Source organism: Paenibacillus contaminans, from assembly GCF_003285015.1.
GTDB lineage: Bacteria > Bacillota > Bacilli > Paenibacillales > NBRC-103111 > Paenibacillus_V > Paenibacillus_V contaminans.
In genome coordinates this window covers 881,278-897,334 of record NZ_QMFB01000001.1, presented here as the reverse complement: position 1 = coordinate 897,334, position 16,057 = coordinate 881,278, and the positions used below count along the sequence as shown (strand labels likewise).

At 46.2% G+C, this 16,057-nt stretch carries 10 protein-coding genes; all 10 read right to left on the bottom strand.

The window, feature by feature from the left end; genetic code table 11:
• Positions 1-24: 24 nt before the first annotated feature.
• Positions 25-1,329: an NtaA/DmoA family FMN-dependent monooxygenase gene (locus tag DQG23_RS03865; protein WP_113029449.1), complete on the bottom strand. Its 1,305-nt coding sequence runs from the start codon at positions 1,327-1,329 to the stop codon at positions 25-27.
• 252 nt (positions 1,330-1,581) lie between these two features.
• On the bottom strand, positions 1,582-2,394 hold the full coding sequence (locus tag DQG23_RS03860; protein ID WP_113029448.1) for a helix-turn-helix domain-containing protein: 813 nt from the start codon (positions 2,392-2,394) through the stop codon (positions 1,582-1,584).
• A 293-nt stretch (positions 2,395-2,687) separates the two neighbouring features.
• The gene (locus DQG23_RS03855) at positions 2,688-3,896 is read right to left on the bottom strand and encodes an SGNH/GDSL hydrolase family protein (RefSeq protein ID WP_113029447.1); all 1,209 of its coding nucleotides are present in this window, start codon (positions 3,894-3,896) and stop codon (positions 2,688-2,690) included.
• 17 nt (positions 3,897-3,913) lie between these two features.
• Positions 3,914-6,130, bottom strand: coding sequence for an FAD-dependent oxidoreductase (locus DQG23_RS03850; RefSeq protein WP_113029446.1), 2,217 nt, complete (start codon positions 6,128-6,130; stop codon positions 3,914-3,916).
• Between the two features lie 264 nt (positions 6,131-6,394).
• The gene (locus tag DQG23_RS03845; RefSeq protein WP_113029445.1) at positions 6,395-8,017 is read right to left on the bottom strand and encodes a response regulator; all 1,623 of its coding nucleotides are present in this window, start codon (positions 8,015-8,017) and stop codon (positions 6,395-6,397) included.
• Positions 8,017-9,714: a sensor histidine kinase gene (locus tag DQG23_RS03840; protein WP_238177726.1), complete on the bottom strand. Its 1,698-nt coding sequence runs from the start codon at positions 9,712-9,714 to the stop codon at positions 8,017-8,019. The genes DQG23_RS03845 and DQG23_RS03840 overlap by 1 nt, the downstream gene beginning before the upstream one ends.
• 125 nt (positions 9,715-9,839) lie before the next feature.
• Positions 9,840-11,480: an extracellular solute-binding protein gene (locus tag DQG23_RS03835; RefSeq protein WP_238177725.1), complete on the bottom strand. Its 1,641-nt coding sequence runs from the start codon at positions 11,478-11,480 to the stop codon at positions 9,840-9,842.
• 19 nt (positions 11,481-11,499) lie between these two features.
• Positions 11,500-12,369 (bottom strand): carbohydrate ABC transporter permease, encoded by an 870-nt coding sequence (locus tag DQG23_RS03830; protein WP_113029442.1) that lies wholly within the window; start codon positions 12,367-12,369, stop codon positions 11,500-11,502.
• Between the two features lie 13 nt (positions 12,370-12,382).
• Entirely contained in the window at positions 12,383-13,330 is a 948-nt protein-coding gene (locus DQG23_RS03825) for an ABC transporter permease (protein ID WP_113029441.1), read from the bottom strand.
• Between the two features lie 270 nt (positions 13,331-13,600).
• Positions 13,601-15,856: an ATP-binding cassette domain-containing protein gene (locus tag DQG23_RS03820; RefSeq protein WP_113029581.1), complete on the bottom strand. Its 2,256-nt coding sequence runs from the start codon at positions 15,854-15,856 to the stop codon at positions 13,601-13,603.
• Positions 15,857-16,057 lie beyond the last annotated feature (201 nt).

Below are 16,057 nucleotides of genomic sequence, written 5' to 3'. Positions count from 1 at the left end.
GCTTATGAAACGAATGGAAGAACGCTATATACGTAAATGCTCCTTCAAAGTCGAGCCTGCATATTCGCTTCTGAACAATCCGCGTTCCACAAGCTGCGGCATCAGCTTCTCGAAAAACAGCTCCATCGACTTTTCCGAGCCGCCCGGCAATGCAATAAATCCGTCAATCGCACCCGCTTCGAATCGCTGTATGATATCGTTCAACACATCCTCGACCGTTCCTACCGAAACCCAGTGTGCCGATCCGACAACCTCCGGCCTTGCCAAAACCTCTGCTACCGTAGGCTGACGGTTGATAATATATCTGCGCAGCAGCTCGGCATGCGTTCGGCTGCGGACCGGCTGATTCGGATCGGGAAGCATGTCGGCAGTCACTCGATCCTTCAGATCCAAATCGCTTAAATCAAGGCCAAGCACCGATTTCAGCGAGGCCAGTCTGCGCTCGGTACTGAAGTGCGCGTTCGTCGCATCGAATAATGCCTGCGCTTCCTCGCGATTGTCGGCCAGGAAAAAGTAGAGCCCCGGCAATACCTTGATCGAGTCCGGATGGCGGCCATGCTCCTCAGTCCTTCTTCTCAGATCGTGACGAAGCTCCACCCCCGACTCAAGATCCGGCATCGCTGCAAAAATGGCATCCGCTACCGATGAGGCAAAATCTCGTCCAATATCCGATGCGCCTGCTTGAAATAAAGGAATTGTACCCGATTGATGAGCCGGCATTGTGAGCGGGCCCTTGACGGTGAAAAACTCGCCTGAGTGATTGATCGAGGAAACTTGCTCCTGATCCGTAAATTTGCCCGTCTCGCGGTCAACCAGGATTGCTTCGCGCGGGAAGCTTGCCCATAGCTCTCGCACCACATTCGTAAACTCTCTAGCTTTCGTATACCTCACCTGTGGAGAAGGCATAGGCAAATCGCCGAAATTTTCCGCTCCTTCAATCGAAGTTACAATGTTCCAGCCGGCACGACCGTTGCTAAGCCAGTGCAAGGACTGAAGCTGCCTCGCAACCACATACGGCGGATTAAAGGTAGTGGAAACCGTCGTTACCAATCCGATCTGCTCTGTCTCGCGAGCAATCGCAGCAAACATGAGCGTTGGATCAGGACTGCCGTAATTTGCGGAATCGCCCAGCATTTGCGGACTAATGTAAAGATAATCCGCCCTGAACAGAAAATCGAGCTTTGCTTTCTCCGCCAGCTTGGCCAAATCGATGTAATAATCGATCGAATCCAGCTTCTCTACGCCGCTGTCAGTACGCCGCCAGCCATGTCCCTTCACCCATGTCGCCGATAATGAAAATCCAATACATAATTGTCTATTTGCTTTCAACTTGTCGCTACCTTCCTTTCCTGTACGATAATATAGTCACCCTCTTAGAAACCGCCAATCGGATGCATATTCATGAAGAACGACAAATGTTCATTATCAATTCCGATAATAACGATAATCATTCTCAGTAAGTAGTTTAGCAGAGACTCCTTTCCATGCAAATACATAAATAACGAATGTAACATGCACAATTATCAAATCCGTCTCCGTTTTCTACATTGCGCCGTTATGCTTTCAACGATGATGCATATTTCATTTATCGGCGTAAACGGAAGGTGACGCGCCGAATTTCTTTTTAAACGCTCTGCTGAAATACAAGGGATTGGGATAACCGACACTGACAGCGATATCGCGGATTGGGTATTTTCCGATCTTCAGCAATTCGCACGCTCTTTCCATCCGATATTGGATAACGAAGTCGATTGGACGAAAGCCTGTGTATTTGTAAAAATAGTAGGAGAAGCTTTTGGGATTCATCGTATGCGTCAGCGCTAACTCTTCAAGAGTCAACGGGTTCATGTAATTCCTTTTGATATATGCGATAGCCTCTTCGATCACTTCAATATTCGGCGAATTGTTTCTCTCTCGATTTTTGTGGCCTGCCAACACTTGATACATGATGCTCAAAAATAATTCCTTCACCCGAAGCTTCCCGATCCCTTCGGGCGTATGCGCATTCTGATGAAGCATACCCAGCAATTCTAAAACTTTTGGAACGGCTTCGGGTTCAAGCTTGAAATGCGAGTTGCATTCATGATTGTTGTCTTCAGCACATCTCTTATCCAAACTATAAAAAACGGAGTAATACTCCAGCTCGGTTTCACTTGTGACTCTCGCTTCCATTTGCATACCCGGAGCCGCATGGAATACTAATCCCGGGAGCAATTCGTAGATCGTGCCGTTTACCCCTATTCTGACAGACCCGCGAATGATAAAAAGAAAGCCGTACTTAACTGTTCGGAATTCATCCAGTACACTTTTCGGCTGAATGACCAGTCGGCAAACACTGTCAATATCATACGATTCATAAGCGAATTTCTCCGCTAATCGCTCCACATCAGTCATATTTCGCACCTGCTCTCTATCATTTACAATTCTATTATTAAATGATCAAATAATGGATTTCCCTTGCAAACGGCTCCCTCTCCACCACTATTATCACTGCGGTAAATGGCCGGACGTCAAGGCTTATTGTAACAAAACCAACTCGCTCTTATCAAAATCCGACACTTTGCATACATGGCCTTTCACGTCTCCTGCCAGTCTAAATCTTTATTTTATGTAAAAAAAACCTGCATCATATCTGACCCTAAACTGCAGTCAGATACGATGAAGGTCTTCCAAACCGATTTTATCGATTATAATGGCGGCTGCACCAATAACAACTTCCCAAGCTGGATCACCGTTTGATCGTACCAATCCGGATGCTGCTGAACATGCTCCCTGCTTCGTTCATTGCCGCATGCCTCAAACACGGCCGCTTTGTCTGTCTTCTCGGCATCGACTTCGAAGCGAACCGTATGCCTCCCATTCGGGAGCTCCGGCAAGAACACATACTGATTCCGATTATGATCGTTATGTGGTGTGAATCGATCGACAAGGAAGGGTTCCCCGCCATCCACCGTCACCTTCAGTCTGCCGGAATCCGGCCCCCCGATATCGAACAACCCGATGTGAGTGCCTTCGAACTGGACCGTGATAGCCTCTCCGGGATCGACTGCTCGCCATAAGCCGGGGAACAACCAATTATACTCGCGTACCAAAGCGAAATCATCGGGGGTCCTGTAAGACCATCCTGCCGAAAAACTGGCATGGTCATCCAGTGGCAGCATAGCTGCGTACTCCCAAGGATTGTCCGGGACCAAAGGGGCCTGAGGCAAGTTATGTTCCACCCTTCCCAAGTGATCTCGAAGTTCTCTAATTTTCTCAAATGACCGGGTGATCGTATCCGTGTAAATCCGGTGTCCTTCGGGAATTGTCGGATGGATCGAATCATGCGTAAAAACAACGGCTCCGGGAATGGACTGGTCTGCCCCTGAGGTAAAAATGAGCTTTCCCTCGGACACCAATTGACAGACCGCTACGCCCAGATGAATCGAAGGAATACCGTAATAATCGGCCACTTCCTCTTGCATGAGAGCCCCCTTCTGGTATTCCCCAGACTGAAATCCGACCACATCCCGCTCCTTCACCGTATAAACGAACAGGATATCGGTAAACCGGCTCCGCTTGCGGATTTGACGGACAATTCCTTCGATCCGCGCCTTGGACTCGGGAACTCCGCCATCGTTACCGACAAATTCAACAAACACCAGATCAGGCTGATGACGAAGCACATCCGTCTCCAAACGGGCGCAGCCCAAATCCGATCCTGTCCCAGAAATGCCGGCATTCACAGAGCGGATATCCGCCTTGGGATATTGCCCGCGAAGCCAATCCGCCGTCATGACCCTGTATCCTTCAGAACGCGTATTACTGCCGCCAAAATAGACGATTGTCACCGTTTCCCCATTTTCCAACTTTTGAATTACATTAGGCAGCCCTCTTCGAGGGAAAAATTCCTTCATCGCGACTTCACCTGTCCTCACTTATCGTTTTTAGGTGCAAACAATTTTACAGCAAACACTTCATGATAAGGCGAACCGTAAGTTGCGATAGAATGAATCCGGATTCGGGTTACACTTTTCGCATCCACCATATGTTTATTCAACGTGAGATAATTTCCGCGGATTATGATTTCCTTCTCCGTCCCGTCTTCTAAGGTCAAGGTCATATCATAATCTCGGATGAGAAGCTCGATAGGATCGTCGAAATGCTCCAAATCCAACTGCGAATTGAAAACAAGATGGATTTCGCCTACATTTTTGGGGCTTGCAAAACAGAATTCCAACCATTCCTGTCCTTCCGTACGGTCGGAAATCCAGCCGTTCGGCAGACCATAAGGTCTGGAGAAGCCGTTGACGACATTCTCGGGATTATACATATTCTGGGATGGCGACAGGTCCTTGAAGCAAATGCTCTTATTGAGTTTCTTCAGCTTGGACGGCACTTCCGGCCTATAATGGAAGCTGACCGCTCCTGTCATTTTCTCTTCATTGCCATATACGGCAAGGCTCGCCGTACCTTCCAGTACGATGTAAATTTTGTCGTCAGCCGGTTTCTTGCAGCCCAAGTCCAGCGTAATCCAGTCGTCATGACCGGCTGGAATAGCTAAGCGGTAGTCTTTCAACTCGATATCGGGAATGTAGTTTTCCTTCCGTTCCCCGCCAAACAGCTTCACATGCAGAGTTTCCGATTGCTCGGAACTATTCTTAATTTTGATCCGAACGCTTTCAGCCAAGGATGTCTGAATCGGCAAGACCAAACATAACCCTTTCTCCAAGGGAATCGCTTCGGTTGGATGAAGATTGTCATAGCTGCGCTGAGACGAGGCGCGAATCGTTAATCCGTCAGCGAAGTAAGGATCCAATTCCTCTTGAAGCCCTACAATCGTTTGCCCGTCTCGAAGCAGAAGCGCCTGCAGCTCCCCCATATGAGCTTCGACTATGGCTGCAGGGTCTACCTCATACTTCAAGCATAACGAAGCAGCCGTTCCAACCGCCTGTCCCATACAACCGCAGGTTGCCATTACCCTTGTCGATCCGAAAGCCACATGGGTAGCGCTTATATTGCGGCCGGCGAACATGAGATTAGGAATATTTCGAGAAAATAAACTGCGGAAAGGGATATTGTACAATCCAGGCACGAAATTCCATGCTGTAGCCGGTCCCTCATCGTAGATGCCCTTAGCAGCATGTAAATCCATATACCATCCCCCGACGGATACAGCATCCTCGAAATGCGGCTTTGCAGTAAGATCGTTCTGAGACAACATGTGCTCCCCGATAAACCGCCTCGACTCCCGTTTTCCCGGAATCGGGCATACATAATCCAAGATGAGATTGTCAACATCATCAAATTGGCCGCTATTTTTGATATAATCCCAAATCCCGTAAACCAATTTCCGCAGCTCCAATGCGATGTCTTCATTGTTTTTGATAACATCCATATGTCCGCCGTATTCCAGCCACCACAATCCGCCAAGCCCGTTGATTTTTCTTGGGATAGCCCGATGGTTCAAGCCTCTTCTGATACTATCGAAAAACGCTAACTTCGTAATATCATATGCAAAGCCAGGCCTCTTGTACGGAACGGAGTATCCTACGTCACGGGCTTGAAACAGGATCGTATCTCCCATTGTGTAATGGTCCGCCACTTCAGGAGCCAAGTTTTCCTTGTATTCATGCTTCGCTTCTCTCCCCCATCTGAAGTGAGCACCTGCCTGATATCCGACAACTCCGTCTCCGGAGCAATCGATGTAGGTTCGGCTTTCAAAACGAAATTTTCTTTCAGAAGCCAATTGAAGGCCTTCCACCCATTTAATTCTGCCGTTCTCCATGCCCGTTTCATGCACGCATGTATTCAGAAATAGAGAAATGTTAGGCTCATCATAGACCATATCCAACAAGACCGTATCCGAAAGCGATAGCATGAGCTTCTTGTTATATAACGGATTATAGTGGAAAATCTTCATCTTGAGTTCTTCAACTAACCCGCCCTCGCGCGCATAATAGGATGGACTATTTCCGAGATAAGCCGACCCGTTGATATGAACCCTGACCTCGCTGCTGGCATTTCCCCCAAGAACCGGTCGATCATTAATAAGTGATACTTGCAGTCCATGACGTGCGGCAGCAATGGCAGCGCATAGCCCGGCAATACCTCCGCCTACGACGGTTACATCCGCTTTAATAAGCTCCATTTGGATAACCTCCACGATAAGATACATCTATCATGGTAATCCTTTTGACCTCCGTTTTTTTACATGATTTCGCGAATAATTCATATATTTTTTTGCTAGGGCGTGTCTGAGAACTCCGAAGGGAGCAGATATCGCCGAATTTTCGTTCCATGCAAGGCGCGTTTGTGAAGGCGTACCGGGGGTACGTCAAGCAAACGGAACGAAGCAGGGGGCGAAAAGGCGGTGATAGATGCCCCTGTGTGGGTTTTCAGACACGCCCTACATTTATTTGGATTCATACCGCGTCATTTTTATCCGATATTGCTTAGGCGTATCACCCGTATATTCCTTGAACAATTTGCAGAAATACCCTTCATTTACAATCCCCACTTCCTCGCACAATTCCAATAAAGAATAATCCTGAACATGTAAGAGTTCGAGAGCCAATTGAATTTTTTTGCGATTGATGTAACTGATCACGCCTTCGTTCATTGTTTTTTTGAATAAGCTGCTAAAATACGATGGAGCTAAATTCACATCCTCGGCAATCGCCTCCAACGTTAAACGCTGTTTCAGGTTTTTCTCTATAAACCGTATGGCACTCATGATTTCTGCACGATGTAAAAGCTGGCCGGCATGTACATATTCGAAAGTGAAGTCGCCAATATAGGCAAGCTGCTCCCGAAATGTCATAAATTCTATGGGAAACTCCGCTACATCCGCGGTCAACGTGTTCCCCGATCTAAATTTCGCAATAATGTCTCTGTACAAGTCTCGAAGCATAGGTGCCATGATGGACTTATGGATTTTATGATCCGTAACAAATTGGTTTAAATCAGCAAATTGTTTCTCCAGCTCTTCCTTGGAAACCTTTCTTTGCACCCATGCAAGAAAATCACCCAGTTTCTGCTGAAAGTCGTCCTTTTTGTCATTATGGTAATGGAACCGGTGCGCGGGTGTTTTCACTACTTTTTCTGTATGATAATAGAAATCCTCACTAACATTTTTTGCTTCCGTGTAAGCTTGTTTGATGGATTCCCAGCCTCGGTGCGGACCTCCAAAGGCAACGGATACCCTTTGATTCAAATATTGATGCAAATGGGCGACGATCTGACTCCCCAATGTTTGGCAAACATATTCCGTATCCATCTCACTGCGATTATGCTCCCAGGAAAGAAAGCCAATAAACCGATTATCGGTTAGTTCCGCAGCTACCCCCCCGCCACAATTCATCACGGTTTCTTCGATTACATTCGTAATCGCATATTTCAAGATGCTTTGGTCAACCGCTGAATATTCATTTCGGAAACTTTCATACAGATTCATTTCAACGATGAAGCAGCAATAGTTGGCTTGAAAGAAATGGAACTGCATGCGATTGGCGAAATCCGATGCCCGATGAGAAGGGATTTCCCCTCTGATCAGCTCGTTAAAAAATTGCTTGCGGACTCTATATTTATTTTCAAGAACGGATACGTTTAAAGATTGAAATTCCTCTTCTTTTTTCTTAACCCCATCCAATATTCCGGCTGCCTTATCCAAAGCTCGATCCAAATCCGCTTCCCTGAGCGGAACCTTAACAATGTACTCCAATACGTTGGCATGAATAGCTCTCTGTGCGTACTCAAAAGACGAATAGGCGGTCAAAAGAATGTATTGGGTATGGGGAAGCTCCGGCTTTAACTGCTCAATCATGGAGATCCCATCAATTCGCGGCATAACGATATCGGATATCACGATATCCGGCTTAAGCTTCAAGATCTCCTCTATGCCCTTCAAACCATTATTCGCTTTTCCCACTAATTGAAATCGGCTTTCCCGATGGGAGAGCTCGCTAAAAAACAATTCCAATCTTTGAATGATTAGATCTTCATCGTCAACAATGAAGCAGGTGTAGTCTCTCACCATCATGCATCTCCTTTAAACAAACCTGCCGGGAATACGGCGCGGACACGGGTTATTTCCTTCGGTATGCTTATGATTTGGAGCCCGAACTGTTCCCCGTAGTGAAGTCTTATTCGACCATGAATATTATTTAAACCGATTCTTTTCCTTTTTACTTCCACATCACTCGGTTCTGAGATTAAAATATGCTTTATTCTATCAGCTGGGATTCCCTCGCCTTGATCAACTACTTCTATTATGATGATGCCGTCCTCCCTGTACGCATGAATAGTAATCGAACCTTCGATCTCCCCTCCGTTATAGCCATGGAAGATACTATTCTCCACAATGGGCTGCAGCAGCATTCGAAAAACCGGAAAATCCATTAACCCCTCTTCGATATTCTCAATCAAATGGAAGTTGCTGTTATAACGGATGTTCTGAATCGCGATATAGTCCGCTACATTTTGCAATTCCTGACGCAGTGAAACCTTCTCCGAAGCGTCGGCGATCCCGTATTCCAACAATGAAATGAGAGACCCGATTACTACATCTACTTTCTCGATTTGTCCGAGGCGTATGACATTGCTGATAGAACCAAGCGTGTTATACAGAAAATGAGGGTTTATTTGAGACTGCAGCACTTGGATTTCCAGCTTCCGCTCAAGTTCATGATGAAGCTCCGCTCGCCGAATCAGTTCCACAATTTGCTGCAGCATACGGTCGAAGGCTAGGGAAAGATCTCCGAATTCATCGTTTCGGTTAATCGTTATTGGAGTTGTCAGGTCGCCTTGCTCCACCCGCTTCATTTTTGTTTTGAGCGCATAGAGCGGATTCCTTATATATTTGGCAATAAAAAAGGAAATGAACAAACTTAAGAGAAAACCTGCGGCTAGAAGCCCGATATAATAGGTTTCCAATCTCGACAATGCAGCTTCCAAGCGTGATTCGTCGTTAATCGAGATGAGGAACCAACTGAATTTCTCCGTCGGTTTCTTCAGAATGGAGACCGGCATGCCATCCTTGGTGTGCAATTGAAGGCTTGTTCCCGCAGTATTAAGAATTTGTTCCGCCGACGTTTCCCCGATTGAAAAAGTATGATCTTGAATATTCAGCTGTCCTCTATTTTCCGAAAAGCCGGCAATGATTTTACCCGATGCGGTGATCAGAGCCAGATTCATTTGTTCTTTTTTATTAATCTTGAACAAGGTTTCTTCTATTGCATTTAGATCCAAATCTACCGCAATGGCCATAGGAAACGGAGCGCCGTTCAGATATCGAACCATCGTAACTGTCCAGCCGGAATACTTGGATTTATAAGGATCACTGACGAATGTAGTTCGTCTGTTCTTGTCGGCCGCATCAAACAATGGTTTTCTGTCAGATAAAGGTTCATCGAAAATTCGCGTAGTCGTACTTCCGCCCAGAATGGATAAATCGCTTTTGATCAGGTAAATGTTGCTGACGTAATTACTGTTGAGTTCATATAGCTCTCTTAATTGCTTTTTAATCACTTCCGTGTTGTCAATATTGGCTTTCACCGATGTTTCGACCGAGAACAAGATCGTCTGGAAGGAGGAAAAGTTAACCGTCAAATACTGGTCGACCTTATCAAGTATTTGGTTTGTGTAATAAATGCCATTGGTTCTTATTTCCTTTTGAACATAGCGATAGGACAACTGGCTTATCAAGATTATGCAGCTTAATACAAACGCAAACACGATGAAAAATAATTTTAAAGGCATACTGATTCTTCTTCGCATCGATCATCTTCCTTTTAAATCTGTATTAAACTAAGAATAGCATAAAAGAGAGGGGCTGCTAATCGCCACTCTCTTCGCTTATATTACTTGATTAAACCCGCTTCTTTAAATTGCTTGACTGCTGTATCCTTATATTTCTGCATGTCAAACTTGGTATCCAACGTTTTGAGGAAATTATCCCAGTTGGAAAGAGGGTCTTTGCCCGACATAAATTTGACTAAGCTTTCATTAATGAAACGTGTGCGGTCAGCTGCCAAGGTATCGCTAGGGTCTGCAGTCAATATATTTCCGGGCAATGTAAGCCCCACATATTTCTGATTGTTCGTGAAAGCTTCTGCCGTCTTAGGATTCTGGAAGCTGAAGTACTCGGCATCATCGCCACGGCGCGGCATTCTATAATGATCGACCCATAGGTACTTTTCTTTCATTTCCTTTGATAATTCGGATGTTTTATTTTTGACCTTTCCGTCCACCAGATCCCAATGAATCCCTTTAATTCCGTATGCAAAATTCGGATACGCTTCTTTGTCCGTAAAGAGATATTCCAGCATAGACAAGATTCGAATGATTTTGTCCTTGTCCGCTTTCTTGGATATGGCCCATGAATTGCCTTGGAACGATTTTCTCTCCACGATTTGATCGCCGTAAGGCCCTTTCATTGGAGGGATAACGATCCATTCCGGCACCTCTCCGCTGATTTCTTTCATTTTCTGCTGATAATCCGGCTCCAGCCTGCGGGCATCTCTTATCATGAAGCCAACTTTACCCTTAAATAACTTTTGGTCCAACAAATCGGGCGTAGTCATCGTCACCCAGTCCGGGTCTACAACTTTGGCTTCCATCATTTTATTGATGTAAGCGAGCGCCTCTTTCATTTTGGGATCGATAAATAGGAATACCGGTTTATTGTCTATCACATCAATGGCTGAGGGAGGATTGACGCCAAACATCCACATCAAGCTGTCGAAGCCGTAGGTTTGCAGATTGCCTTCTTTATTCATGCCGCCAATGAATCCGTACGTATCGTTTTTGCCGTTTCCGTCCGGGTCTTTCTCCGTAAAGGCTTTCATCACTTCAAACAGCTCATCAGGGGTTGTCGGCACTTTCATATTCAGCTTTTTCAGCCAATCGTTGCGGATGAAGAAGCTTCGACTGATACCATTTACATTATCATAGCCTGGAACTCCAATGGTTTTTCCTTGATAGGACATCGCTTCCCAGGAGTCTTTGCCGAATCGCTTCTGCAATTCAGGGAATTGATCCAGGTACGGAGTCAAATCCGCAAGAATGCCTTGGTCATAATATTGCGCGAGATCGGCCCGACTCTTCAAGAAAAGCAAATCTGGAATATCCCCGCCTGCAATAAGCGTATTTAATTTGGTTGTTGCTTGCCCGGCTTGAGGAATCATCATATCCAAGTCGATGTTCACCGCTTTTTCCAGCATTTGGCGTTGAACGTCTTCATCACGTGGAGGGATCGGAGCGGCGGCGTTGAAAGTACCTTGGTTAAACATTGAGATTTTCATTTTGGTAGCAAACTTGTTAGCGTCGGTTTGCGGGCTTGGGCTGCTCGAAGCTGCCGGCTTACCTGCTTCTTGTTCCCCGCATCCTGACAATAGCGTTCCCAGCCCTGCCATAACAGCCAGCATAGTCAATGAAATCTTAGTACGTTGCATATTGACCTCTCCTTTTGCTTGTATATTATCACGGTTTCCCCGTAACAACCTAGATAGAAATTGCCTTTTACCCTTTTATCGATCCCATGAGCACACCTTTAGTAAAATGTTTTTGCATAAATGGATAAACGATCAAAATCGGGATCGTAGTCACAACGACAGCAGCCATCTGCACAGCGAACTGGCTAACGGTTCCGGTATTGGCAATCGAATCAGCGCTTTGTGTTGCGACGTTAAGCAGAATGTTGCGCAAGATAACTTGAAGCGGCATTAAGTTCGAATCATTGATATAAACAATAGCATCGAAATAACTGTTCCAATGTCCCACAGCGTAAAATAAGGAAATCGTAGCAAGGACGGGCATGGACAGGGGTAAAATAATCTTCCATAACGACTGAAGTTCACTTGCGCCGTCTACTCTCGCAGATTCCTCGATTTCAGCAGGCAATTGCTCGAAAAAGCCTTTAATGATCACAAGATTAAATGCACTAATGAGATGCGGAATAATCAATACCCACGGACTGTTTAGCATTCCCAGAGAGCGGATTAACAAATAAGTCGGAATTAACCCTCCGCCAAACATCATGGTAAACACAATGAATAGTAAAAATGAACTGCGTCCCGGCAAATATTTTTTGGATAACGGGTACGCCGCAATTACCGTAAAAAACACATTTAACGCAGTGCCTATAATCGTTCGAAACAATGTAATTTTATACGCCTGCCCTATACCATGAGAAATGAATACTTCTTTATAGGCTGCAAAAGTAAAGGATTCCGGTATAATAACAATTCCTCTTCTTAGCACTTCCGACTCTGGCGTTACTGAAACAGCAACCACATATAAAAAGGGAAGTAAGCAAAGTAGTGATAGCAAAATAAGAATGGAATATACGACTGCTTGCCATACTTTTTCCCCGATAGTCAGATTAATCATCCCCGATACCACCTCACCAAATTTGCCCGTCGAATTTTTTGGCGAGCTTGTTCGCAGCCAAAACTAAAATAAATCCTATGACAGCTTTAAACAATCCCACAGCAGTAGCCAAGCCAATCTTAAGACGCTCCAGTCCTTCACGGTATACCCATGTGTCGATAATATCGATCTTCTCCTGGTTAAAACTGTTGGCAAACATGAATATTTGGTCAAAGCCAGCGTCCAGAATATGGCTTAGTTTAAGGATCAGCATCAGAATAATGACTCCTCGAATGCCGGGTAAGGTTATATGCCATAACTGTCTCCACTTGGAAGCGCCATCAATCCGAGCCGCTTCATATAAGCTTGGGTCGATACCTGCTAATGCGGCAAGATACAATATCGCTCCCCATCCAATATCCTTCCATATTTCGGATAAGATGATCAGCAGTCTTCCCCAAGCAGGTTCCGTAAGAAAGGAAATGGGTTGAACACCGTTTTCCTTCAAAATCATATTAAAAAGGCCGTCTCCCGGGGCTAATAATGCCACCATCAGTCCATATACAATGACCCATGACAGAAAATGGGGCAAATAAGTGATCGTTTGTACGATTTTCTTAAACCATTGGGTATACACTTCATTGAGCAGCAAAGCAAGTACGATGGGAGCGGAGAAACCGAACAATAGCTTATACAGCGATATGATAATCGTATTTCTCATGATGTCCCAGAAGTAAACGCCGTTAATAAAATCTTTAAAATTTTTCAATCCCACCCACGGACTATCCCATATCCCCAAAGCCAGGTTGTAGTTTTTAAAAGCAATAATGATTCCCGCCATAGGAATGTATTTGAATACGGCAAAGTAAACTAATGCCGGGATTAAAAGCGCATACATCACTTTATACTTTTGTATCGTTCGTATCCATGAACTCCGCTTTTGGGGGAGGGGAATGGCGTCCGCTGCCATTTTCGCTTGCATATCATCACCTCGTCTTTATTTATATTTGTATAATAGCATCCCCCCTATCGGGTAAATTTCTGTTATTTCAAGAATTTCTTATAAGATATTAAGGAATCACTACCGTTTCCTTGCCCTCTTCCTTCTACTCCTTTCTCTCTCCTCCATAAAAATAAAAATGCGTTCACAATTGAATGTGAACGCACTTTATTATCGCCTGATGACGGTGAATCGCGCTTTTTAACTCCCGTTACTTAAGCGAAAGGCCCCATACGAAAGCGGATTTGATCATTACCTCAAGTAACTTCCCGTGATCGACTTCTCCGCATGGATGATCTGCGAAGGCGTGCCCTCGAACACCACCTGGCCGCCTTTGCTGCCTCCATCCGGTCCCATATCGATGATCCAATCCGCATGACTGATCACTTCGAGGTTATGCTCGATAACGATCACCGTATTTCCGGCATCCACGAGGCGGTTCATGATCGCAAGAAGATGACCGATATCCGACATATGCAGGCCGGTCGTCGGCTCGTCCATCACGTAGATGCTGCCCTTCTTATGCAGCTCGCTTGCCAGCTTGATGCGCTGGCATTCCCCGCCCGAAAGCGTACTGAGCGGCTGACCGAGTGTAATATAGTTCAACCCCACATCGCTCATCGCTTGGAGCTTGCGGACAACCTCTTTTAACTCAAAAAAATCCAATGCCTGCTCTACAGTCATCTCCAGCACTTCTGCAATTGACTTGCCGTTCAGCTTGTAGGAGAGTACCTCTTCCTTGAAGCGTCTGCCTCCGCATACTTCGCACGGCAGCTTCACGCTGTCGAGGTATGCAAGGTCTGTATACACGACACCTAGTCCTTGACAGTTCTCGCAAGCCCCCTTGGAGTTGAAGCTGAACAAGCTTTGGTTAACCTTGTTCGCAGAAGCAAACGCCTTGCGCACATCATCCATAATGCCCGTATAGGTCGCTGGATTCGAACGTGTTGACACGCCTACCGCCGATTGGTCGATCACGATCGCATCCGAATGCTGGCTGAGGAATACATCGTTTATCAGCGTACTCTTACCCGAGCCGGCGACACCTGTAACTACTGTCAGCACTCCGGTTGGAATATCAACACTAACGTTCCGCAGGTTGTGCAGGGAGGCATCCTTGACGGAAAGCTTGCCGGATGGCTGTCTGCAATCTTGTTTCAGCTGGAGAGGCCGCTTCATATGGGTTCCTGTCAGCGTACTTGCCTCAAGCAGACCGTCGAAGCTTCCTTCGTATACGATGCTTCCCCCGCGGCTGCCGGCGTAAGGCCCTACGTCGACGATATGATCCGCCACTTTGATCACATCGGGATCATGCTCGACGACAATTACGGTATTTCCTTTGTCGCGCAGCTTCTGAAGCAATCCATTTAAACGGTGTACATCTCGGGGGTGCAAGCCGACGCTGGGCTCATCGAAGATGTACGTGACATCCACCAGACTGCCGCTCAGGTGCTTCACCATTTTGACGCGTTGCGATTCGCCGCCGGACAATGTATCCGTCTCACGGTCAAGCGTCAAGTAGTCAAGTCCGATATCCACCAGATGCTGCAACCGTTCTGTAAGCGCCTTGACGACAGGAGCGGCAACGGGATCGTCAATCTCCCGAATGACGCGGATGAGCTGCCCGACCTCCATGGAGGACATATCCGCAATGTTAAGTCCGTTGATCCTGCAGCTGAGTGCGGCCTGACTGAGTCTCGCACCGCGGCAGCTGGAGCAAGAGCCCTCGGTGATGAAAGGCGCGACAGCTTTTTGTGTGCGTTCGGACTTCGCCTTTACATCCTGCTTGATGTACTTATTTGTAAACTTCTCGATGATGCCTTCCACTGTAATATTCATAGCCTTACCGGCGAAATCCATCTCCACTTTCCTCGCCTTGGCGTACAGCAGCTGCTCAAGTTCCTCATCCGAATACTCGCTCAGCTTCTTGTCGAGATCGAAGGAGCCCGACTGTACGATCATGTTCCATTCCCAGCTGCTCACCGAATATTCCGGCAGCATAATTGCTCCTTCATTCAACGACTTTGACTTGTCCAGCGCCTTGCTCATGTCGACGCCCAGCCTACGACCGATCCCATTGCACTCGGGACACATGCCTTGCGGATCGTTAAACGAAAACATGTTCACATGTCCGACATAGGGCTGACCAACTCGGGAGAAAAGAAGACGGAGAATAGGAGAGATATCGGTAATCGTGCCCATCGTGGAATGAGAACCCCCGCCCAGCCTCTTCTGATCCACGGTAACAGCCATGCTCAGGTTCTCGATCCCGTCCGTATCCGGCTGTGGAATACGCGGCAGAAAGGTGCGGACGAACATACTGAAGTTTTCATTCAGCAGACGCTGGGATTCAGCGGCGATTGTATCGAAAACGATCGATGATTTGCCGGATCCGGATACCCCGGTGAAGATCGTGATCTTACGCTTGGGAATGCGCAAGGATACGTTTTTGAGATTGTTTTCCCTCGCACCCGAGATTACGATAAATTCCTGATTTGATTCGCTCACGCTTTTCATCCTTTCGAGAGTGTTAATTTCTTCTAATAATAACATTGTAATCTTTCATCGTGCATTACAAAATGGGTTAGTCAAAACTTTCACCCTGTATTGTTCTAACCGGGGAGGTGAAGCGATATTTTTCGAGCGATTTTACCCGATTCAGAGAGAACTTGTCAAAATGTTCGAATCAACATAAACCGGCTGCATGTA